This is a genomic window from Aeromonas sp. 600886, from assembly GCF_049174935.1.
In the GTDB taxonomy this organism is placed as follows: domain Bacteria; phylum Pseudomonadota; class Gammaproteobacteria; order Enterobacterales; family Aeromonadaceae; genus Aeromonas; species Aeromonas veronii_A.
This window is the reverse complement of the sequence record NZ_JAAKUB010000009.1, coordinates 53,412-75,467: the sequence shown is the minus strand read 5'-3', so window position 1 is coordinate 75,467 and position 22,056 is coordinate 53,412. Positions and strand designations below refer to the sequence as shown.

Genomic DNA, 22,056 nt, shown 5'->3' with positions numbered 1-22,056 from the left:
ATTAGAGCGCTGGCTCGGCCAGCGGTTTTGGCTTGCTGCGCGCCATGGCGATAAGTGGCAGGACGATGCAGATACAGCCCAGCAGCAGCGGCAGGCCCGGCTGCTCGTCAAACAACCATACCCCGATGGCCACCGCCATCAGCAGACCGGTGTACTCCGCCGAGGCGATCTTGCTAGCCTCCGCCTTGCGATAGGCCACCACGCACAATCCCGCATAGACCATGATCAGCGCCGAAGATCCGAAGGCGGGCCACCACATCTGCCACTGCCAGTCGCCCCCTTCCCACAGTGCCAGCGCCAGAATGAAGGGCATGCTCAGCACGTTGGTGAAAAACAGGGTCTGGGCGATGGGCTGCTTGAGCGGGATCCGCTTGATCAGCAGGTTGTTGAGCGCCATCGACAGCGCCACCCCAAGCGCCGCCAGAGCGGCCCAGTTCACCTCGGTCGGGCGCAGCACGATCAAAACCCCGATAAATCCGATGACTGCGGTCAGCACCTTCTGGCGCGAGATCGCTTCCCCCGCCATCCACACCGCCAGCGGCACCATCATCAGGGGGGCTGCATAGAAGAGGGCATTGGCGGTAGCGAGCGGCAAGCGGGTGAGGGCCACCACCATCAAGCAGACGCCGACCGCCCAGATATGGGCCCGCAGCAGGTGCCACTTGATGGCCACCGGCGGGTTGCGGCGCCATGACCAGAGCAGCCAGGGCATCAGCAGAATGGCGGCCGAGAGCTGGCGGAAAAAGACAAACTGGAAGATGGGCTGATCCGGCTCCAGCACCTTGACCAGCGCATCGGAAAAAACCGCCACCATATTGCCCAGCACCAGATATAGGATGCCGATCCCTACTGCATTCATACCACCTCCCACTTCAGATGAGGGGAGGGTAGCGTGCCGGTTGATATCCAGTAAAATGATAAAAAATGACCATTCATGAGATATTTAGATAATGAAGCTTCCTCCCCTGCGTGCGGTGCAATATTTCGAGGTGGTGGCCCGGCTGCTCAGCTTCTCCCGCGCCGCTCTGGAACTGAACGTCAGCCAGAGTGCGGTCAGCCACCAGATCCGTCTGCTGGAGGATTTTCTGGGTGAGCGCTTGCTGCTGCGTCAGGGGCGGTTGCTCTCGCTGACAACCCAGGGGGAGAGCTACTTCGAAGGGATTGCTGCCGGGCTTAGCCAGATTGCCCAGAGCAGCGAACAGCTGCGCGGTGGCGGCGAGATGCGGTTGCGCCTCGCGGTCTACAGCTCGTTTGCGGTTAAGTGGCTGATCCCGCGGTTGGCTGGATTGCGCCAGCTCTACCCCGAGCTGGATTTGAGTCTGGAGATGGTGGCGGAAGATCCTGAGCTATCTGATCGGGTGGCGGATTGCTTTATCACAGTCTCACCCCACGGACGGGGCTACTGCCACGATCTTATCTATCAGGAGCGGCTCTTTCCGGTCTGTAGTCGCCGCCTGTTGCAGCAGATCAGCGGGGAGTGGCCTGAGGCCATCTGGCAGTTGCCGCTGCTGTCGGTGCAGTCCATCTACAAGGCGCGGGGGGAGGATTGGCAGCGCTGGGCCAAGGCCGGCGGGCTGGTTATTCCGGACGAGGCACGGATGCACCACTTCAGCCATGTGCTGTTGGCGATGGAGGCGGCGGCCTGGGATCAGGGGGTGGCATTCGTGAATGATTACATGCTGCGGCCCGATGATCCCCAGCTGGTGGCCTTGCCGGTACACCAGCTGGAGACGGGGGATGCCTTCTACTTTACCTGCAAGCGCTCGCGGGCCCATGAGCCCGCCATCAGCCGGTTGCGCCAGTGGCTGATGATGGAGACACGCCAGAGCATGCCGCTCTAGCGCGGCATCAAGCTTTCTTGAACTGGCTTAGGACAAACAGGCTGGTGGCGCAGACGACGACAGAGGGGCCTGCCGGAGTATCTTGATACCAGGAGAGGGTCAATCCACCCAGCACGGCGAGACAGCCAATCAGCGCGGCAAAGCCGGCCATCTGCTCCGGTGTCTGGCTAAAGCGGCGGGCGGTGGCGGCAGGGATGATCAGCAGGGAGGTGATGATCAGCGCCCCGACAAACTTCATCGCTACGGCAATCACCAGCCCGATCAGCAGCATCAGCACGCAGCGCAACACGTCGACCCGGATCCCTTCTACCCGTGCCAGCTCTTCCGAGATGGTCATGGAGAGCAGGGGATCCCACAGCCGCCACAGGGTGAGCAGCACCAGCGCGCCACCGCCGTAGATCCAGAGCAGATCCATCGGTTGTACCGAGAGCAGGTCGCCAAACAGGTAGGCCATCAGATCCACCCGCACGTTATCCATAAAACTCAAGGTAACCAGACCGAGGGACAGGGCGCTGTGGGCCAGAATGCCGAGCAGGGTATCAGTTGCCACCTGCTGGTTGCGACTCATGATCACCAGCAGCATCGCCATGGCGAGGCAGCAGACCACCACCGCCAGGGTGAGATCGACCTGCAGCAGGATGCCCAGCGCGATACCGAACAGGCAGGCGTGGGAGAGGGTGTCGCCAAAATAGGCCATCTTGCGCCATACCACGAAGCTGCCGAGGGGGCCGGCCAGCAGGGCGATGCCGAGACCGGCCGCGAGGGCGTATAACAGAAAGCTGTCCACTTGAATGTCCTGTTGCTTGCGCTATTTGCTGTGAGCGTTGTTGCGAGAAGGCAGGCGGATGACGGGGGCCTGCGGTTCATGATGATGGTGTTCGCCGTCGCAGTGGTGATGGTGGGTATAGACAGCCAGCACCTCCTGCTCCGGTCGCCCGAACAGACGGGCAAATTCGGGGTGGCGGGCCACGCTTTCCGGCTCGCCATGACAGCAGACATGGCGATTGAGGCAGATCACCTCGTGGGTGCTGGCCATCACCAGATGCAGGTCGTGGGAGACCATCAGCACGGCGCAATTGAACTCGGCGGCGAGCTGGCCGATCAGGGCATAGAGCTCTATCTGGCCGGTGATATCGACCCCTTGCACCGGCTCGTCCAGTACCAGCAGCTCGGGCTTGACCAGCAGGGCGCGGGCCAGCAGCACCCGCTGCATCTCACCGCCGGAGAGTTTTTGCATCCGGTTTTCCAGCAATCCCTCTGCGCCCACCCGGGCCAGAGCTTCCTCGATGGAGAGGCGGCTATTTTTGCCCAGTTGCAGGAAGCGACGCACCGTCAGCGGCAAGGTGGGATCCAGATAGAGGCGCTGCGGTACATAGCCGACTCTCAGGTCGCGGCTGCGGGAGATCTTGCCCGAATCCGGGGTGAGCAGACCCAGCACCAGCTTGCTCAGGGTGCTCTTGCCTGCCCCGTTGGGGCCGACTAGCGTGGTGATTTTGCCTTTATTGAGGGTAAAGGAGACCTTGTCGAGCACAGAGCGTCCATCAAACGAGAGAGAGACCTCTTTCAGCTCTACCAGTTGGCTCATGACAACTCCGGGGTTTACAGCCAGTGAGAGTTATAATATAACAAAAAGCGGCTGTTATATTATCACATACTCACCCCCTGACGAGATTCACCAATGAGAATTATTGCGCTTTTCACTGCCCTGCTGGCGGTGAGTTTGCCTGTTCGTGCCATTGAGGTACTGACCACCATCAAGCCCCTTGGCTTCATCGCTGCGGCGATCACTGACGGCGTGAGTGAGCCCAAGGTATTGTTGCCGACCGGCGCCTCTCCCCACGATTTCTCCCTGCGCCCCTCCGATATTCGCAGCATCAACAGTGCTGGGCTGGTGGTGTGGGTTGGCCCCGAGCTGGAAGGGTTTATGGCCAAGCCGCTGGCCAATCATCCCCATGCTTTGGCCCTGACTCAGGTTGAGGGAATGCCGCTGTTCAACTACGCGACTCAGGATAGTCATGACTCCCATGACCATGATGATCACGATCATGCCGCCCACGAGCACGGTAACCATGATCATGATGAAGGGCATGAGGGACATCATCACGAAGGGGTCGATCCCCATATCTGGCTTGGCCCGACGCAGGCCAAGGTGATTGCCAAGGCGATCGCAAGTGAATTGGGCAAGCTGGATCCGGCCAATCAGGCTCGCTATGACGCCAACCTCGCGGCATTTGATGCCAAGGTGGATGCCAAGGACAAGGTGATTGCCGGCCAGATGAAGGCAGTGAATGAGAAGGGGTACTTTGTCTTCCACGAGGCTTATGGCTACTGGGAGCGCCACTACGGCATGAGTTCAAAGGGTCACTTTACCGTGAGCCCTGAGCGTCGCCCGGGCGCCAAGACGCTAGTGGATATTCGCAAGGCACTGGAAGATAAGCAGGCGAGCTGCGTTTATGCCGAGCCGCAATTCTCACCGGCTGTGATCGAATCGGTGGCACGCAATACCGGCGCCAAGGTGCTGTTGCTTGATGAGGTGGGTGAACAGGTACCGCTCGGCCCAGATGGTTATCCCCAATTCATGCAACAACTGGCAGACGCATTCGCCCAGTGTCGCTGATTAGCAGCTGAGCCTCTCATCCGGAGGGACTATACTGACCTCCAGCATCTGACATGGAGTGTCCGGTATGAAATGGTTGTTGATCCCGGCCTGCACGTTGGCGCTATGTTGCGCCAACGTGCAGGCTTCGCGTCTTTCCGAATATATTGCCAGTCCGGACCTGCGGGCCAAGCTGCAGGAAGTGTATGGTGGCCGGGCCATCCAGCGGGCCGAGGCATTTTCTCGCCTGCTCACCCCCAGAGCGGGTACAACCGACCAGCAGAAGATCGAGCTGGTGAACAACTACTTCAACAATCTGACCTACAGCGAGGATCCCAAGCTGTGGGGGGATGAGGATTACTGGGCCAATCCGCTGGAGTTCATCGGTGCCCGGGGTGGGGATTGCGAGGATTACAGCATCTCCAAGTACTACACCTTGATGGAGCTGGGGGTGGATGAGAAGAAGCTGCGGCTGGCCTACGTCAAGGCTGTGCGTTACAACCAGTTCCACATGGTGACGCTCTACTTCCCTACGCCCAAGGCTGACCCACTGGTGCTCGACAACATCAACAGCCGGATCCTGCCGGGCAGCAAGCGTACCGATCTCATTCCCGTTTACAGTTTCGATGCCAAAAGCATCTGGATCATGAAGTCACGGCGGGAAGGGACGCTGGCGGGGAGCGCCGATCGGTTGGCGCAGTGGACATCGATGAAGACCCGTTTCTCGAGCGAGCAACTGCGCTCTCCCCGCCGTCAGCTATAGCTTGCCCGCCGCTTTCAGCTCCTCGAAATATTTCGCCGCGCCCGGATGCTGCTCAATACTCAGCACCGGGCCGGTTTTATTGCGTGCCCGGTGAAACATATTGGCGTAGCCATAAGTCTGCTCATTGAACTTGGTCTGCTGGGTCAGCATGGCCTTGGTCAGACGATAGACAGACTCTTCCGGCATGCTGGCATTGGTAACCAGGGTGGCGGCAATGGCAAAGGTGGGGGTCGCCTTCAGATTGCCGGGGTAGATGCGGGCGGGCACCTGACTACGTTGGTAATATTTGACCCCTTTGAGTAGCTGATCACGGGTGGCCCCATCGATGGGGAGGAAACTGACCGCACAACGTTTGGCGGTGTCGAGCACAATCCGGTTAGGGTGTCCCATCACCAGTGCAAATGCATCGATCTGCTTGCTACAGAGCGCATCCGGCAGGTTGGCCATGCTCTTCAGATCGAGATCCTGTTCTTTCGCTCCCAAGATGTTGAACAGGGTCAGCGCCGTCTGGCGGGTTCCCGAGCTCTTCAACCCCATGTCGATGGGGGCGAGCTTGAGCTGTTCCAGTGAAGTGATATCGCCATCGGCACGGATCACTATGGTGAAGGGCTCGGCATGGGTGGCAAACAGGGCGCGCAGCTCAGGTTGCGGCTGGGTGGCAAAAGGGCCCAAGCCTTTGCTTGCCTGATACAGCCAGTCTGACTGCACCATGGCGTAGGAGGTCTCGCCACTCTTCAGCCGCTTCAGGTTTTCTATTGAACCCGATGAGCTCTGCAATGTGCATGCAAGTTGCTCATCGACCTCATGGGCCAGACGGCAAAATTCTTTGGTTATCTGGTGATAAATCCCCTGCTCACCCCCGGTGGTGATAGTGACGGTTTTAGCCATCAGGCCGGGTTGCCACAGCAGGGGCAACAGCATGGCGAGCTTTTTCATGATTGCGCCTCCTTGGCATAACCATCGATACCCCAGGTCCGCAGTTTGTCGATGTCGTTACACTCTCCCGATTCTGCCAGCAGGGTATAACCAGCGGCATGCATGGTCTGGGAGAGCAGATTCCAGTAGAGCGGTGCATCGGTCAGCTGGCAGCTGATAAAAATGGGATTGAGCGGGTCAAGTTGATTGAAGGTATCCGCATTGAGGGGAATGGCGCTGAAGGCGAGCTCACACCCCTGTTCCTGCAACGCAGCCAAGGTAGACTGGCCGTGGGCGGGGAATGTGGCTACATCCCAGCGCCAATCCAGTGTTTTTCCTCGCCCCTGGCTTAGCAGAGGGGCGATTTCGGACCATTGCGGGTGATTGAGCAGGGAGAGGGGCAGCAAGATCCCCTCTATATGAGAGTGCTGCCACTGTTGCAGGGCGCTCTGGATGGTCGCGAGATCGCTGTCGGCACCGAGGTGCTGGCTGGGCAAGAAACGCTGATAGAGGGCGATTTCCCCTTGTGTGGAGACAAATTTTTGCAGTTGCCCGCCTTCTGGCAGCGGGCTTAGCCCTTGCAGTGGCTGTGGCATGGTTGGGGCAAGCTGTTTTCCCAGTTGGGTGATCTTGAGCCGTTGTTGCAGCAGGTCCCGCTTGCGTTCGGAGACCAGTTGGTTGATGGAAAGTGCCACCTCTTTAAGGTCTTGTAACCAAGGGGTGGGCAGGGTGCTGTTGAACTGGTGTTTGCGCAGCCGGATCAGCTGCACATTGATCTGCTCCAGTGGTTGCAGCAGGCGCTTGCAGACCAGAGAGATGACCAGGGTAAATACGACGAGCCCCGCCAGCAGGGCTATGCCGGTGCGACTGATGGCATTCCACAGATGCTGATAGGCGTAGCCGCTATGTCCCTCAAGGGTCAGAGTGCCCAGCATGCGCCAGCCATCGGTCAACTCTTGCTCAATCTTGACGGGGGGCATGCCGATAACCGAGGGAAGCCAGCCGGGAACATTCTGCTGGGTAGAGTGGAATACCTTCTGAAACAGCACCTGACCATCCGGATCCACCAGCATGACCGAGCTGACGAAACCGCCATCGAACATGGCATTGACGATGGTTTCGGCCAGCACCTGATCATCATTGAGCAGGGTGCCTTGCAGTACCAGTCCAAGGGCTGTGATGGCGGTCTCCAGATTGGCCGACATCTGATCAAGGATTGACTGGCGGACTGTGGAGACTTCAAGAACGAACAACATAACTGCACCAATCAGGAACAGTACAAGGATTATCCAGCGCAACAGTTTTGATAACGTCATATCCACTCCATGGAAAAATTATCGCAACATTTGAATTTTTAATGCCGAATCGAGTCCGACCCGGCTCTTAAAAATAGGAAAAAATAGTTAAAAAAGGCGATCATTTCTGCCCATCAGGGCGTGTTATGCATAAAATGTGAGGTTCATGCAGATTGTGATGAACTATTTGTAATTTGTTTTGTCCAAAAAACAGTTTTATACGGTTTTGTCACAACTGACATCGCAATACTCTCTCTTGGATCTAAATACAGGATAGCGGATGAAACGTCTCCGTCCCTTGGTAGCACAGGCTGCCAATTGGGAACCACCGGTTCCCCGCAAACATTTTTACGCCATGCTGATGCTGACGGCCATGACCTTGTCAGCAGTGGCATTGCTGCCAGCGCCGGGGGATATCCTGGAGCGGCCTCTTCGTCTTGAGTTGCCCATTGATACCGCCGGTACAGCAACCAACGAAAACAACACCGATTTTAACGAAATCCCCGACCACGAACTGGTTGATCAGAGTGCGGCAGAGGACGATATCCCTGTTGATACCGCACCGCAGTGGCAGGATTACCGGGTGCGTAATGGTGAGAACCTGACCGCCATTTTTAACAATCTGGGACTCTCTACCACTACTCTCTACAAGGTACTTGATGCGGACAGCAAGAACTATCTGGCCAGATTGAAACCGGGCCAGACCATAGAGCTGCTGATCGATCAGGACAACATTCTGCAACAACTCAAGATCCGCTTGAACATCAAGCAGACGCTGGTGATGGCGCGCAGTGACGATGCTTATACTGCCTCCATGATCAACGAGAAGGTCGAGTGGCAGCCGCAGCGTTACAGTGGCGTGATCAACGGCAGTTTCTATGTCAGTGCCCGCAATGCTGGCATTCCTGCCAATCATATCCAGAAGATTGCCAACCTGTTCCAGTGGCGGATGAACTTTGCCCAGGATCTGAAAAAGGGCGATAAATTCAAGGTGTTGGTACGCCAGGAGACAGTCGAGGGCAAGAGCACCGGTAACAGCCAGCTGCTGGGTGTGGAAATGATCAGTCAGGGCAAGACGGTGTCGGCCTGGCTCTCCGATGATGGCAACTATTACGATGGTCAGGGCAACAGCCTGGAGCGTGGTTTCCGCCGTTATCCGACCCACAGTCGTTACCGGATCAGCTCAAACTTCAACCCCGCGCGCAAGCATCCTGTGACTGGTGCTATCCGTCCCCACGAGGGGACCGACTTTGCCGTTCCGGTGGGTACCCCGGTACTGGCCACGGGTGACGGTGTGGTCCAGAAGGCGACCAGCCACCCGCTGGCGGGTACCTATATCGTCATCAAGCACGGTCGAACCCTCTCTACCCGTTATCTGCACCTGAGCAAGTTGCTGGTCAAAACCGGTCAGCGGGTGAAGATGGGCGACAAGATCGGCCTCTCCGGCAATACCGGTCGCTCGACTGGTGCTCACTTGCATTACGAGCTGCGGATCAACAACCGTCCGGTCAATGCCATGACCGCCAAGCTACCGATGGCTGAACCGCTCAGTGGCAAGGAGCGTCGCCAGTTCCTGGCCAAGGTGAAGAGCTACCGCAAGGAGCTGGCCGCCGGTTAATCGCTGTAGCCACTAGCTGAAATGAAAAGGCCCCGCCAGACTGGCGGGGCCTTTTTGCATGCGCAGTGTTGGTCAGTAACCCTTGTCGAAGTCAATCTTGCCATCCAGTGGCTGGCCATCGATAAAGCGAATGTAGTTGCGTACAAATATCTGGGCCACATCCTCTGGAAAGCTGTAGGCGCTGTTGTGGGGGGTGACGATGAGGTTGGGTTGTCCCCACAGTGGACTGTCGGCGGGCAGCGGCTCCTGCTCGAATACATCCAGCACCGCCATTGCCAGCTTGCCGGTACGCAGTGCGGTGAGCAAATCGCCCGAGTGTACAGCGCTGCCACGACCGACGTTGAACAGGATGGCGCCCGGTTTGCAGTGTTCGAAGTGGGCGGCATTGAAGAGATGACGGGTATCGCGGGTGGCAGGCAGCACGCTGACGATGACATCGGCCTGCGCCAGCATCTTGTTGAGCGCAGGCAGCTGATAAACCTGGTCAAACCCGGCACGCTCCCGACCACTGCGGCTGATGCCCAGCACCTTCATACCAAAATGTTTGCCGGTGTGGGCGATATGCTGGCCAATGCTGCCGGTACCCAGGATCAGCATGGTTTTCCCTTTGAGCCCCTGATAGGGGTGACTCTGCCAGAGTCGTTGTCTTTGTTGTTCCCGATAGAGAGGAAGTTGGCGTGTCAGACTGAGCAGATGACCAAAGACATACTCGCTCATCAGCGGGCCGAAGATGCCGCGCACGTTGGTGAGCTGATAGTTGCGACGACTGTCCGGATCGAGCAGCACGTCGACCCCGGCATAGGTGGACTGGAACCAGCTCAGCTTGTTGGCTTTGGGCAGCAGTGGCTTGGCGCGGGCTGGCTCTGCCAGCAGAATATGGGCCTCGCCGATAAGTTGTTCGGCATCGCTCGGGTTGTCGGCCCGCAGAATGCGCAGATGAGGGAGGTTGGCCGCCTTGAGCAGACGTTCGTAGTGAGCATTATCCTGGCTGAGCAAAAGAAGGGTACGTTGGCTCATACTCTTGTTCCTTATCAGAATTTGCGGCGCGACAAGATGCCGCTCTCGTCCCATCTTACCCGAGTTGCCAGCGCAACATAGCCGACCAGGGCGCTTTTTCGTTTTCGCCACGCCCCTCGTGGGCTACAATCTGCCCCACATTTTGCAAAGGATCCGACTCCAGTGTTTGGTGACAAGTTTTATAAGCGACTGGCCGAGCTACAGCCTTGGCAACAGACCGTCTACACCCTGGCGCTGGCAGAGCGCATGTACCCCAACTATGCCCTGTTCAGCCAGGCTTCCGGTTTTGGCAATGCAGATGCCTTCCGGCACGCGCTGGATCAGATGTGGAACTACCTGACCGTCAAGGGTTCCCGGGTCAATCTGGGTGCCATTCTCGAAGAGTTCGAAGCCCATATTCCGGATCCCCGCAAGTTTGAATCCTACGGTGCCTATCCGGCGCTGGATGCCTGCGTGGCGCTGGGCTGTGCCTACAACTCGGTGATCTGCCGTGTTGGGGAAGAGGCCAACGATGCCAGTCATGCCTCCGTCGGTACCGTAGCCGGTTTTATCGAGATGATGGAAGAGCGGGATCTGACCGAAGAGGAGCTCTACGAGCACGAATATATGGAAGCCGAGCTGGAGTTTCAGGTCGAGCTGCTCAAGCGGGTTGCCCATGAGCGCGACAGCGATCGTATCCTGGCCATCAGAGCATTCGCCTCTCAGGATGGTGTCTCCAATATCGGTATCAGCCTGGAAGAGTAATTATCTCCGGTGCCTGATAGACAAAAGCTCCCGGTCGGGAGCTTTTTTTATGTCTGTCATTCTGTGGCTGTTTAAGCTTGCTCTTCGGTCAGGGGTCTGACGCTCAGCACCGGGGCAGCGTCGATTTCGTCTGCATTCATCATGGTGGAGATGCGTTGCAGGGAGGAGAGCAGCAGGGTCTGCTCCCACGCTTCCAGCGCCTGAAAACGCTGGATGAAGCGCTCTTGCAGCGGGGTAGGGGCCTGAGCCAGTAGGGCGCGGCCTGCGTCAGTCAGTGTCGCGTGAACCTTGCGCTTGTCGGTATTGCTGCGAACTCGCTGCACCAGTTGGCGGCTCTCCAATCGGTCCATGATGGTGGTGGCGGTGGCCTGGCTCATGTTGGTGTGATCGGCCAGCTGGCGCATGGAGATCTGTCCCAGCTCGTCGATCCCTTTGAGCAGCAAGAGTTGCGGGGAGGTGAGCCCGGCTTCTTTGATCAAGCGCCTGGAGTGCATGTCGATGGCACGAATAATCTGGCGCAGGGCGACCAGCACTTCATCATGTTTTTCCATGGGGTGTGCGTCATTGGAAGGCTATGGAGAGGGGCAAAATTTTCCGCCTAATTCGTCACAAGGTCAATATGGTTTTTGTTGTAATGATTTCTGCTCTAATTAATTTTGTGTTAGGTTGACGGGCATTTCACGGAATTCACCCTGACATTTGAGGAGCGAAATGATGAATGACGAGCTGGATATCAAGTCTCTGGTGGCCGAGTTACGTGTGGTCAGAGTGCGCTATGAACTGCCGGATACCTCGGCTTTTGTGCGCTATCAGCCTGCCTATGATGAAGACCCCAACAACCTCAAGGTACACCACTATGATGGTGAGTTACCCCTCTCTTGCAGTGAGACAGGTACTTTCAACCTAAAGGAGTTGGTGAACGAATTGCGCTACGCCTATGTGCTGGTGCACCTCTTTCCTGACGAAAGTGCCATGAACTTCTATCTGACTGGCCTAGATACCGGCCTGGCACAGCTGGAGTTCATCGGTGGCTCTTACGACTTCAACCGCCTCTGGATCACCAGCGGTATCTCCAATCTGGGCGTCCCCATGGCCATCTTCCTTGGCAAGCGTCACGCCGTGAATGGCCAGCCCTCGGTTTCGCTTGTGGATCACCGCGAACAGGCGGCCGGCAAACTGGTCTATCGTGCCATCGGCGGTGCCGGTGATCATGTGGGCGAAGACTTTTTCAACAACGACTAAGGAGGCTGGATGCGAGCAAGCAAAGGGCTATTGAAAGGCCTCAACCCCACTATGGCCATGACGGCCCTCACCGTGATCACCCTGTTTTTGCTGTTTGGCGTATTTGTTCCCGATACCGCGGCCGCCTGGTTTGTCGGTGCCAAGGATCAGATTATTGCCGGGTTCAAGTGGTACTACATTCTGGTGGTCGCCCTGTTCCTGTTCTTCGCTGTCTACCTGATGTTCAGCCGTTTTGGCAGCATCCGGCTGGGTGACGACGACCAGGTACCGGAGTTCGGCTACTTCGCCTGGTTTTCCATGCTCTTTAGCGCAGGCATGGGTATCGGTCTGGTGTTCTGGAGCATCGCCGAGCCGATGAACCATCTGCAGGGCAATCCGTTCATTACCGAAGGGATGACCCCGGAAGCGGCCCAGATCGCCATGCGCCTCACCTTTTTCCATTGGGGTCTGCACCCCTGGGCTATCTATGTGATCGTCGGCCTGTCACTTGCCTTTTTCAGCTACCGGCGCAAGTTGCCGCTGGCGATCCGCTCTGTGCTTTACCCCATCCTTGGCGAGCGGATTTACGGTTTTTGGGGCCATGCGGCCGATGTGCTGGCGGTGTTCGGCACCGTGTTCGGGGTGGCGACCTCCCTTGGTCTGGGGGTCTCCCAGATGAATACCGGCCTCAACCAGATGTTTGGTATGGCGGTGTCGCAGTCCAACCAGCTCTGGCTGATTGGCGGTATCAGCCTGATCGCCACCCTCTCGGCGGTCTCCGGGGTCGGGCGCGGGGTGAAGATCCTCTCCGAGCTCAATATCTGGCTGAGCGTGTTCGTGCTCGCACTCTTTCTGGTACTGGGGCCGACCACCTATATCCTCAACGCTTATGTGCAGAATATCGGTGATTACCTGCAGAACATCGTCAAACTGAGCTTCTGGACCAACACCGAAGCCAACGGTACTTCGGCCTGGCAGTCGAGCTGGACGGCGTTTTACTGGGGTTGGTGGATTGCCTGGGCGCCGTTTGTCGGCATGTTTATCGCCCGCATTTCCAAGGGGCGTACTATCCGCGAGTTTGTGCTCGGTGTGTTGCTGGTACCCTCGCTGCTCGGCATGTTCTGGCTCACCGTGTTTGGCGGCACGGCGATGAATCTGGAGCTGTTTGGTGGCGGCGGCGTGGTCGCTGCGGTCAATCAGGATGTGACGCTGGCGCTCTACAAGACGGTCGAGCTGCTACACTGGGATACCTTCGGCTGGATTGCCAAAGCTGTGCTGACCCTGCTCATCTGCACCTACTTCATCACCTCCAGTGACTCGGGTACGCTGGTCATCACGACTCTGCTCTCCATCGGTGATCAGGAGCCGCCGGTTCTGCACCGCGCCGTATGGGGTCTGGGACAGGGGCTGGTTGCGGCCATCCTGCTGGTCTCCGGCGGCCTGGCGGCCTTGCAGGCAGCCAGCATCATAGCGGCGCTGCCCTTCTCGGTGATCATGCTGGCGATGTGCTATTCGCTGATGCTGGGGCTCAAGCAGGAGAGCCAGCGCCAGTTCGAGTATCGCCAGAACCTCAAGCGCCACGATGGCTCATCCCATATGAGCCTGATGGAGCGAATTGGTCCGGCATAACAGCACCAGCAGGGGTTAGCGCCCCTTTACATATAAACCTGGATGCAAAACGGCCGCCCTGGCGATGCTCTCCTTGCGGAGCTCATCAGGGCGGCCGTCTGTTATGGGGCCGAGGTTACTCTTCGATAAAGGTCCACTCATCCTTGATGCGGCTGATGGCATCAGTGCGCTTTTTGGCGAGCTGCTCCTTAATCTCTTCTCCCTTGTAACCGGCCGCCACTATCTCTTTCACCGGCACCGCCTGGGCGGCAGCCAGTGCTTCGGCCACATAGTCCGGCTCGGCGTAGACCCGCTCCTCGAAACCGGTGCGGCCATGGAAGTCGGCGCGGCAGGCATCCAGCAGCTGGGCAAAGCGCTCGGGGCGGCGCCAGGCATCGGCCTTGTCGAACACCTTGAGCAGGGTGGCTGGCTTGAGCTCAAAGGCGATGTGGATGTGGGTATGCAGATCGCTCACCAGCAGCGCCAGATCCCGGCACTCATTGGGTACCCGGAATCGCTCGCACAGGGCGCGAATAAGCGGCAGCCCCTTCTGGCCGTGACCGTGATGGCTTGGCCAGAACTCCTTGGGAGTTACTCCCTTGCCAAGGTCGTGGCAGAGGGCAGCAAAGCGGACGGTCAGCTCGGGGGAGATCCGGCACGCCTGCTCCAGCACCATCAGGGTGTGGATGCCGGTATCGATCTCCGGATGCCACTTGGCCGGGGCGGGCACGCCAAACAAGGCATCGATCTCGGGGAAGAGCGCCTTGAGGGCGCCGCACTGACGCAGCGCCTCGATAAAGATCTGCGGGGTCGGCCCCAGCAGCACTTTTTCCAGCTCCTTCCAGACTCGCTCCGGCGTGAGGTGGGCCAGCTCGCCAGCGGCAGTCATCTCGCTCATCAGGGCGAGGGTTTCCGGCGCTATGGTAAAGCCCTGAGTGTGGAAGCGGGCGGCGAAGCGGGCGACCCGCAGGATGCGCAGCGGATCTTCGGCAAAGGCAGGGGAAACGTGGCGCAGCAGCCGTTTTTCCAAATCCTCAATGCCACCGTAGGGATCGTGGAGTTGGCCCTGATCATCTTCGGCGATGGCGTTGATGGTGAGATCCCGGCGAAGCAGATCCTGCTCGAGCGTCACATCGGGGGCGGCGTGGCAGACAAAACCGGTGTAGCCCTGACCCTGTTTGCGTTCGGTACGGGCGAGGGCATACTCCTGCTGGGTTTTGGGGTGAAGAAACACGGGAAAGTCGCGACCGACCTGGGTAAAACCCAGCGCCAGCATCTGTTCCACGGTGGCACCGACCACCAGATGATCCCTGTCGCCCTGCGGTAATCCCAGCAGGCGATCCCGCACTGCGCCCCCAACCAGATAAGTCTGCAAACCGTCTCTCCCGTCATCAATCGTGGGGCCGAGTATATCGTCTTTGTTACCGTTTTGCTGCCTGAGCACCACCTGCCCGCAGCGCCAGTCAGCGCGGCTTTGACTTGGGCGTGACGAGGCCTTACGCTGCCGCACCAGACAGTTGGCGCTGTGCTGCGGGATGACTTTATGCCCGCGCAGGCCAGATGAGCCGAAGGAACCGCAGAGTTCCACTTATATCAACGACATGAGAACAACGTGAATCAATCAACCTTCGCAAGCCGGGTTCTGGAGTGGTACGAGCTTCATGGCCGCAAAACCCTGCCCTGGCAGCAGGAGAAGACCCCTTACCGGGTCTGGGTCTCGGAGATCATGCTGCAGCAGACCCAGGTCGCTACCGTGATTCCTTATTACCAGCGTTTTATGGCGCGCTTCCCCGATGTGGTGGCGCTGGCCGATGCCCCTGTCGACGAGGTGCTGCACCACTGGACCGGGCTTGGCTACTACGCCCGGGCCCGCAACCTGCACAAGGCGGCTCAGCAGATCCGCGATCATCACCACGGCCTCTTTCCCGAGCGCTTTGACGAGGTGATGGCGCTGCCGGGCATTGGCCGCTCAACCGCCGGGGCCGTGCTGTCGCTCTCTCTGGGTCAGCCCCACGCCATCCTTGATGGCAATGTGAAGCGGGTACTCACCCGCTGGCTGGCGCTGCCGGGCTGGCCCGGCCAAAAACAGGTGGAGAACGAGCTGTGGGAGATCGCCATCCGGCTGACTCCCAAACTGGGCGTAGCGCAATACAATCAGGCGATGATGGATATCGGGGCGACGATCTGCACCCGCAGCAAGCCTGCCTGTGATCGCTGCCCGGTGCGGGCCGATTGCCAGGGGCTGTCGCAAGGCAAGCCTACCGCTTATCCCAACAGCAAGCCCAAGAAGAGCATTCCGGCTCGCGATGGCATCATGCTGCTGATCCGGCATGATGATGAGCTGCTGCTGGAGAAGCGGCCGCCACAGGGGATCTGGGGCGGGCTTTACTGCTTCCCGCAGGTGGCTTCGCTGGCGGAGGTAGATGGTCTGCTGGCATCCCTCGGCCTGAGCCATCACGGTTATCGTGAACTGGGCGGTTTTCGCCATACCTTCAGCCACTTCCATCTCGATATTCAGCCGCTGCTGATTGACATTGATGAGGCGCAGCCGCTGCGGCTCATGGAAGCAGATAACCGACTCTGGTATAACTTACGCCATCCTGCCGAGGTGGGGCTGGCGGCCGCCACGGCCCGTCTCCTCGCCTATCCAGAGTTACAACCATAGAGGTCAACATGAGCCGTACTGTATTTTGCCAACGCCTGAAAAAAGAGGGCCCGGGTCTGGATTTCCAACTCTATCCCGGTGAGCTCGGCAAGCGGATTTTTGACAACATCAGCAAGGAAGCCTGGGCCGAGTGGCAGAAGAAGCAGGTGATGCTGATCAACGAGAAAAAGCTCAACATGATGAATCTTGAGCATCGCCAACTGCTGGAAAAAGAGATGGTCAGCTACCTGTTTGATGCAGGTGAAGTGCAGATCGAAGGTTACACCCCGCCTGCCCAGTAAGCTCTCCGGCTGTTGTACGTGTGAACAGGTGCGGGAATGGCGCCACACTGGCGTGACCGCTCCTGAAGTCGCAGCAAATGAATGATGGGCAGCTCTGCTGCCCGGTTTGAGGATCCTATGGGCCGAATTTTTTGGCTGCTGTGCACCCTGCTGTTTCTCTCTGCCTGCTCATCTTCCCCCAAGCCCAGCGGGAGTGAGGATGACGATCTGGTCAACGGCAAGGACATCCGCGGTTTTGAACACATGATCAGCGCGCTCTCCCATAACGTGAACGAGATATGGGGGCGGGAGGCGCTGTTTGCGGGCAAGTTTGACTACGTCAAATACACGGATCAGTACAAGAGCCGGGCCCACATCGACTTCTCCAGCGGCCACATCATGGTGGAGACGGTCTCGGGCATCGATCCCCGCGCTCACCTGCGTCGCGCTATCATCGAGACCCTGCTGACGCCGGACGATCCGGCGGAAGTGGATCTTTACTCCGATCGGGAAATTCTGACCGGCGGCGAGCCTTTCCTCTATGGTCAGGTGCTGGACAACCAGCGCCAGCCAATCCGAGCCTCCTGGCGCGCCGAGCGTTATGCCGATTACCTGCTCAACACGGCGATGAAGAAGCGCACTCTGGGTATTCGCACCATCTTCTTCGTCGATATACCCATGGTGGCCAACCATGAAGATCGACGGGGCTACAAGTATGCGGGGATCATCCGGGAAGCGTCGCGCAAATACGGCGTGCCGGAGAGCCTGATCTATGCGGTGATCAAGACCGAGAGCAGCTTCAACCCCTATGCGGTGAGCCATGCCAACGCTTATGGCCTGATGCAGGTGATCCCGGCTACCGCCGGTCGTGACGTCTATGTTCGGGTCAAGGGCAAGAACGGCCAGCCGACCCGGGAGGAGCTGTTCAACCCGGCCTACAACATCGATGTCGGTACCGCTTATCTGCACCTGTTGCAGACCGTCTATCTGGCGGATATCGAGGATCCGCGCTCCCGTCGCTATGCGGTGATCTCCGCCTATAACGGTGGTGCTGGCGGGGTACTCAATACCTTCTCCAGCGATCGCAAGGCGGCGCCGGGTCGGATCAACCGGCTCTCCCCCGAGGCGGTCTATCAGGTGTTGACCGAGCAGCATCCCAAAGAGGAGGCGCGCCGTTACCTCTACAAGGTCAATCAGGCCGAGAAGGGGTTCAAGAGAGCCTTTGCCAGTCGGGCCGGTTAAGCGGTGACGCTGGGTTAACCATGCAAAAGGGCGCTTGATATCAAGCGCCCTTTTAACGTCTGGCCAGTTCGTCGTTGAAGTGGCCTTATTTGGCGATAAAGCCGCCCTTGGTCTGCGGGGCCGCGCCCACTTTCTCCAGGGTTTTCACTTCCACTTCGGTCTTGTTCCAGCTGTGGTCCACTTCACCACGAATGCGGATCAGGTCGTCCGGGCCCACTTCGGTGCCACGCCACACATCCTGATCCACTTCGACCTCCACTTCACCGCTGGCATCACGGAACAGATAGTTCTCGCCGCCCAGGTGCTTGACCAGTTTCCCTTCCAGGGTGGCCCAGCTGTCATCGGCCAGATCTTTCAGTTGAGCAACGGAAACCTTGTTCTGCTCCTGCGGGCCGGTATAGGCCGCCATGGCAAAAGAGGAGACAGACATCAGGGTCAACAGTCCGATTACGCTTGCGCTTGCCTTGTTCATTTCATACTCCTGTCGTTGGTATGGGGGCATTGTGCCGGGGGGGGCGTGAAACAAGCGTGAAAGAAATAGGCTGGTGTGATTGTCTGTTTTGTGAGCGCAAGCGATTTCATCGGTGGCGGAACATGTGTGATTTCATCTGGAACTGTAATCTGTCGCCTTCACCAGAAGTCAGTGGCAGCAGACTCTTCCCATGCCTGTCGCCACTCGAGGAGAAGTCCGCAGGTCTCACCTGCTTAATCGAAGAGCATAACAATATGAAAAAATGGCTTGTTTGTTTATTGGGGTTAATGGCATTGACCGCGCAAGCGGCAGAGGGACGCCAACCTTTTTCCCGGGTCGTGATGTTTGGTGACAGCCTCTCCGACACCGGCAAGATGTACAAAAAGATGCGGGGGTATCTCCCCTCCAGCCCACCCTACTTCAACGGGCGTTTCAGCAACGGCCCGGTGTGGCTGGAGCAGTTGGGTGACGAGCGTTTCCCCGGTCTGGTCGTGGCCAACGAGGCGGAAGGCGGTGCGACCGCGGTGGCCTATAACCATCTGGGGGCTCTGAACGGCTGGCTCGGTTTCTGGTCCTGGGATCCCAAATATCAGGTGATCAACAACCTCGATTACGAGATCGATCAGTTCCTGAAAAAGGACAAGTTCCGCCCCGATGATCTGGTGGTGATCTGGGTCGGTGCCAACGACTATCTGGCTTATGGCTGGAACACCGAGCGGGATGCGGATCGGGTGATCGATACCATCCGGCTGGCATCCAACCGGTTGGTGCTCAACGGCGCGCAGCAGATCCTGCTGTTCAACATCCCGGATCTGGGGCAGACCCCGTCAGCCCGCAGCATGAAGGTGGTGGAGAAGGTGCGCCATGTGGCCAGCTACCACAACCAGAAGTTGCAGAACCTCACTCGCGAGCTGGCTCCCCTTGGCATCGTGAAGCTGTTCGAAGTGGACAAGCAGTTTGACGAGATGATGCGCGATCCCCAGCTGTTCGGGCTGAGTGACACAGAACACGCCTGCTACGGTGGTGGCTATACATGGAAGCCGTTCTCCGGCAGCGCCGCCGAGGTGGCTGCGACCCCGGCTTTGAGTGTCTCCGAAAGAGTGGCTATTGCCGGTAACCCGATCCTGGCGCAGGCGGTGGTGAGCGGGCAGGCAAAAGGGCGAGCAGCGACTCTCAACTGCGATGAGCATATGTTCTGGGATCAGGTGCATCCGACCAAGACGGTGCACAAGGTATTGAGCCAGCGAGTCGCTGATTTTATCGATCAGCACTACGAGTTTATCCATCGCTGATACATGCAAGGGCTGGCGGAGGCTGGCCCTTTTCTCACCCGTCAGTCTGGGTAGAACGCTCGTTTTGCGACATTGTCCGCTCAAATAACAGACGCTTGTTGCTGTTTTTGTAACAAGTTTGCGTTACAGTGTTTTTTGTTAATTGATATCAGGGACTTGAAAATAGGCTAACGTTTATCTGCAGTGATCGCTTTTGGGCGATTGCGCCTAGAAGACGAGTTGATATCAATCAACCTCCTCCTACACAAAGTTGCAGAGGCTCAGATATGAAAAAATCATTGATTACCTTGCTGGTTACCGGCTTGCTGGCGGCCAATGCCCAGGCGGCCGGTCAGGACAACACCTGGTATGGTGGTGCCAAACTGGGTTGGTCCAACTTCTACGGCATTGATGAAAGCAATGCCCTGACGCTTGGCAATGAGACCAACGATGCCCTGGGTGCGGGTGTGTTCGGCGGCTATCAGATCAACAAAAATCTGGGGCTGGAGCTGGGTTACGACTACCTGGGCAATTACAAATACGATGCGACTACGGCGGCAGGCGCTTTCAGTGATGAAGTGAAAGCACAGCTGGCCCAACTGACCCTGAAACTGGGTTTCCCGGTTACCGATAATCTGGATCTGTATGGTCGTGTCGGTGGCGGTTATGGCTGGGCTGATACCAAGAGCGATCTCTACAAGGATGACAGCCGCTTTGTCATGGTCGGTGCTCTGGGTGCCGAGTATGCGTTTAACCTCGACTGGGCTGCTCGCCTAGAGTACCAGTACACCACCCCGTATGGCAGCCGTGATGATACCGGCCTGAGAATGGATAACGGCTTGCTGTCGTTGGCAGCGGTTTATCGCTTTGGTCAGGTTGCCCCCGTGGCACCCGCTCCGGCACCAGCCCCGGCTCCCGAGCCTGTGATGGTCGAGAAGCAGTTCACCCTGAGCTCTGATGTGCTGTTTGACTTCAACAAGGCGACCCTCAAGCCAGAGGCCAGTCAGGCTCTGGATAGCCTCTACAGCCAGATTGAAGAGGCTCGACCCAAAGATGGCGTGGCAACCGTAATTGGTCACACCGACCGTATCGGTTCCGATGCCTACAACCAGAAACTCTCCGAGCAGCGTGCCCAGACCGTCGCCAACTATCTGGTTGGTAAAGGGATCCCGGCCGCCAAGATCAATGTGGAAGGGCGTGGTAAATCCTCACCGGTTACCGGCGACAGCTGCGTCAGCAAGTCCAAGCGTGAGCTGATCGTCTGCCTGGCTCCGGATCGCCGTGTTGATGTGAAAGTCGAAGGTGTCAGCGAGGTGCAGGAGTAATCTTTCACACTGAGCAGCTCTCCACAGGGGTTGGAATTAACAGCCCCTGTTGGAGCAAGAGAGGCCAAAAAGCCAGTCAGTTGAGCTGACTGGCTTTTTACATTGGCATTGCGGTCGGACAGAGGACAAATCAGGAAGGGAGCGGCATAACCCGGTTGCGCCCCAGCTCCTTGGCCTTGTAGAGCAGCTTGTCGGTACGTTCGACCAGACAGTCTGCACTCTCCTGACCGTTGAACTCGCCCACGCCAAACGAGGCGGTGATGTGGTCGATGCGGCGGCCAGATTTGCGATCCAGAATCGACATCCGCTCTATGGAACGGCGCATGCTCTCTGCCATTTGCCTAGCCAGTGCCAGCGAGCGATGGGGAACCAGCATGGCAAACTCTTCCCCACCCAGCCGATAGGCGGTGACCCCCTCCTTGCAGGCATCGCGCAGCCGTTTGCTAAAGGCACGCAGCACCTGATCGCCGAGCAGGTGACCGTACTCGTCGTTGAAATTTTTGAACCGATCGATATCGGCGAGGATCAGTGAAAAGGGGTGCTGACTGCGGATCAACCCCTCCAGCTCCAGATCGAAGGCGCGGCGGTTGAGCAGGTTGGTGAGTGCATCCTCGTTGGCCAGTTTGCGGGTTTCGTCGAGCGCGGCACGCAGCTCCTTGATCTCCTTCTCGGCATTGCTGAGCTGGCTGCGAAAGTGCATGGTGGACATGCGTACATCCCGCGATTCGCGCACCAAGTCTCGCAAGATGCCCATGGTATCTTCCAGGCTCAGCCCCTCATCGTCGATCTTACTTAACTTGTCGAAGCTCTTGTCGAGCATCTCCTGAAACATACCGGTATCGGAGATGGCATCCTGCATGGAGTGGCCGAGCTCGTTGGCCATGGCTGCAAGGTTGAGCTTCATCGCCTCCATCTGCTGTTCGTCCTGCGCAGCCAGATATTGGTGATAAAGGCGCTCGCAGGTAGTGAGGGAGCAGGTTCCCTGCAGTTTGATGGCTTGATCGATCGCCTGGTTGAGTTCGGGCATGCTGGCCGAGACATAGTTGTACCAGAGGTGGTAGTTGTCCGGCGTAGTTGGGATTTGGTACTTGATCATCAGGGGAACTGCCTGCTTGAGATAGGCGGCAGATTGGGCAAATGTGTCCTTACTCATGAGTTCTGTGTCTCATCATGCCAGCGAACTGAAGATAGTATGACAGAGAG

Annotated in this window: 22 protein-coding genes; 12 read left to right on the top strand and 10 right to left on the bottom strand. The window is 58.0% G+C overall.

The window, feature by feature from the left end:
• Position 1 precedes the first annotated feature (1 nt).
• Entirely contained in the window at positions 2 to 859 is an 858-nt protein-coding gene (locus tag G5179_RS09230) for a DMT family transporter (RefSeq protein ID WP_005335858.1), read from the bottom strand.
• Positions 860 to 950: 91 nt separating this feature from the next.
• Between G5179_RS09230 and G5179_RS09225 the strand changes: the two genes are divergently transcribed.
• Positions 951 to 1,841 (top strand): LysR substrate-binding domain-containing protein, encoded by an 891-nt coding sequence (locus G5179_RS09225; RefSeq protein WP_040067029.1) that lies wholly within the window; start codon positions 951 to 953, stop codon positions 1,839 to 1,841.
• A gap of 7 nt (positions 1,842 to 1,848) precedes the next feature.
• Here G5179_RS09225 and znuB read toward each other — a convergent pair whose 3' ends face one another.
• The gene (gene znuB / locus G5179_RS09220) at positions 1,849 to 2,628 is read right to left on the bottom strand and encodes a zinc ABC transporter permease subunit ZnuB (protein WP_033115078.1); all 780 of its coding nucleotides are present in this window, start codon (positions 2,626 to 2,628) and stop codon (positions 1,849 to 1,851) included.
• A gap of 21 nt (positions 2,629 to 2,649) precedes the next feature.
• Positions 2,650 to 3,426, bottom strand: a complete 777-nt coding sequence (gene znuC / locus G5179_RS09215; protein ID WP_216952093.1) for a zinc ABC transporter ATP-binding protein ZnuC — start codon at positions 3,424 to 3,426, stop codon at positions 2,650 to 2,652.
• Between the two features lie 93 nt (positions 3,427 to 3,519).
• Here znuC and znuA point away from each other — a divergent pair, with 93 nt between their 5' ends.
• Both znuA and G5179_RS09205 read left to right on the top strand, forming a co-directional pair.
• Positions 3,520 to 4,458: a zinc ABC transporter substrate-binding protein ZnuA gene (gene znuA / locus G5179_RS09210; protein ID WP_421258239.1), complete on the top strand. Its 939-nt coding sequence runs from the start codon at positions 3,520 to 3,522 to the stop codon at positions 4,456 to 4,458.
• 67 nt (positions 4,459 to 4,525) lie between these two features.
• Positions 4,526 to 5,200, top strand: coding sequence for a transglutaminase-like cysteine peptidase (locus tag G5179_RS09205; protein WP_005335848.1), 675 nt, complete (start codon positions 4,526 to 4,528; stop codon positions 5,198 to 5,200).
• Here the strand turns inward: G5179_RS09205 and G5179_RS09200 are convergent.
• Positions 5,195 to 6,136: a TAXI family TRAP transporter solute-binding subunit gene (locus G5179_RS09200; protein ID WP_421258238.1), complete on the bottom strand. Its 942-nt coding sequence runs from the start codon at positions 6,134 to 6,136 to the stop codon at positions 5,195 to 5,197. The genes G5179_RS09205 and G5179_RS09200 overlap by 6 nt on opposite strands.
• Positions 6,133 to 7,431 carry a LapD/MoxY N-terminal periplasmic domain-containing protein gene (locus G5179_RS09195; protein WP_421258237.1) on the bottom strand — a complete coding sequence of 433 codons (1,299 nt, stop codon included), beginning with the start codon at positions 7,429 to 7,431 and terminating at the stop codon, positions 6,133 to 6,135. Before G5179_RS09195 ends, G5179_RS09200 begins: the two co-directional genes overlap by 4 nt.
• 259 nt (positions 7,432 to 7,690) lie before the next feature.
• Between G5179_RS09195 and mepM the strand changes: the two genes are divergently transcribed.
• Positions 7,691 to 9,028, top strand: a complete 1,338-nt coding sequence (gene mepM, locus G5179_RS09190) for a murein DD-endopeptidase MepM (protein WP_216952090.1) — start codon at positions 7,691 to 7,693, stop codon at positions 9,026 to 9,028.
• 72 nt (positions 9,029 to 9,100) lie between these two features.
• Here mepM and G5179_RS09185 read toward each other — a convergent pair whose 3' ends face one another.
• Positions 9,101 to 10,045, bottom strand: a complete 945-nt coding sequence (locus tag G5179_RS09185; RefSeq protein WP_421258236.1) for a D-2-hydroxyacid dehydrogenase — start codon at positions 10,043 to 10,045, stop codon at positions 9,101 to 9,103.
• 162 nt (positions 10,046 to 10,207) lie between these two features.
• Between G5179_RS09185 and G5179_RS09180 the strand changes: the two genes are divergently transcribed.
• Positions 10,208 to 10,789 carry a YjaG family protein gene (locus G5179_RS09180; RefSeq protein ID WP_421258235.1) on the top strand — a complete coding sequence of 194 codons (582 nt, stop codon included), beginning with the start codon at positions 10,208 to 10,210 and terminating at the stop codon, positions 10,787 to 10,789.
• 71 nt (positions 10,790 to 10,860) lie between these two features.
• Here G5179_RS09180 and G5179_RS09175 read toward each other — a convergent pair whose 3' ends face one another.
• Positions 10,861 to 11,340 carry a MarR family winged helix-turn-helix transcriptional regulator gene (locus G5179_RS09175; protein WP_216952087.1) on the bottom strand — a complete coding sequence of 160 codons (480 nt, stop codon included), beginning with the start codon at positions 11,338 to 11,340 and terminating at the stop codon, positions 10,861 to 10,863.
• Positions 11,341 to 11,503: 163 nt separating this feature from the next.
• Between G5179_RS09175 and G5179_RS09170 the strand changes: the two genes are divergently transcribed.
• Both G5179_RS09170 and G5179_RS09165 read left to right on the top strand, forming a co-directional pair.
• Positions 11,504 to 12,031 carry a hypothetical protein gene (locus G5179_RS09170; RefSeq protein ID WP_005335836.1) on the top strand — a complete coding sequence of 176 codons (528 nt, stop codon included), beginning with the start codon at positions 11,504 to 11,506 and terminating at the stop codon, positions 12,029 to 12,031.
• Positions 12,032 to 12,040: 9 nt separating this feature from the next.
• Positions 12,041 to 13,639: a BCCT family transporter gene (locus G5179_RS09165; RefSeq protein ID WP_005335834.1), complete on the top strand. Its 1,599-nt coding sequence runs from the start codon at positions 12,041 to 12,043 to the stop codon at positions 13,637 to 13,639.
• A 115-nt stretch (positions 13,640 to 13,754) separates the two neighbouring features.
• Here G5179_RS09165 and G5179_RS09160 read toward each other — a convergent pair whose 3' ends face one another.
• Positions 13,755 to 14,993: a multifunctional CCA addition/repair protein gene (locus G5179_RS09160; protein WP_421258234.1), complete on the bottom strand. Its 1,239-nt coding sequence runs from the start codon at positions 14,991 to 14,993 to the stop codon at positions 13,755 to 13,757.
• 237 nt (positions 14,994 to 15,230) lie between these two features.
• Here G5179_RS09160 and mutY point away from each other — a divergent pair, with 237 nt between their 5' ends.
• The 3 genes from mutY to mltC all read left to right on the top strand — a co-directional run bounded on the left by mutY (position 15,231) and on the right by mltC (position 17,785).
• Positions 15,231 to 16,283 (top strand): A/G-specific adenine glycosylase, encoded by a 1,053-nt coding sequence (gene mutY, locus G5179_RS09155; RefSeq protein WP_421258233.1) that lies wholly within the window; start codon positions 15,231 to 15,233, stop codon positions 16,281 to 16,283.
• An 8-nt stretch (positions 16,284 to 16,291) separates the two neighbouring features.
• Positions 16,292 to 16,564, top strand: a complete 273-nt coding sequence (locus G5179_RS09150) for an oxidative damage protection protein (protein ID WP_005335828.1) — start codon at positions 16,292 to 16,294, stop codon at positions 16,562 to 16,564.
• A 117-nt stretch (positions 16,565 to 16,681) separates the two neighbouring features.
• Positions 16,682 to 17,785, top strand: coding sequence for a membrane-bound lytic murein transglycosylase MltC (gene mltC, locus G5179_RS09145; protein ID WP_042052484.1), 1,104 nt, complete (start codon positions 16,682 to 16,684; stop codon positions 17,783 to 17,785).
• 85 nt (positions 17,786 to 17,870) lie between these two features.
• Here mltC and G5179_RS09140 read toward each other — a convergent pair whose 3' ends face one another.
• Entirely contained in the window at positions 17,871 to 18,257 is a 387-nt protein-coding gene (locus tag G5179_RS09140) for a YgiW/YdeI family stress tolerance OB fold protein (RefSeq protein ID WP_075113210.1), read from the bottom strand.
• A 254-nt stretch (positions 18,258 to 18,511) separates the two neighbouring features.
• Here G5179_RS09140 and G5179_RS09135 point away from each other — a divergent pair, with 254 nt between their 5' ends.
• Together G5179_RS09135 and ompA are read left to right on the top strand one after the other, a co-directional pair.
• Positions 18,512 to 19,549 (top strand): SGNH/GDSL hydrolase family protein, encoded by a 1,038-nt coding sequence (locus G5179_RS09135; protein ID WP_421258232.1) that lies wholly within the window; start codon positions 18,512 to 18,514, stop codon positions 19,547 to 19,549.
• Positions 19,550 to 19,815: 266 nt separating this feature from the next.
• A complete protein-coding gene (gene ompA / locus G5179_RS09130; protein WP_227341426.1) occupies positions 19,816 to 20,853 on the top strand; it encodes a porin OmpA in 1,038 nt (345 codons plus the stop codon).
• Between the two features lie 130 nt (positions 20,854 to 20,983).
• On the opposite strand, the gene G5179_RS09125 is transcribed toward ompA, so the two are convergent.
• Positions 20,984 to 22,006: a GGDEF domain-containing protein gene (locus G5179_RS09125; RefSeq protein ID WP_421258231.1), complete on the bottom strand. Its 1,023-nt coding sequence runs from the start codon at positions 22,004 to 22,006 to the stop codon at positions 20,984 to 20,986.
• Between the last annotated feature and the right edge of the window lie 50 nt (positions 22,007 to 22,056).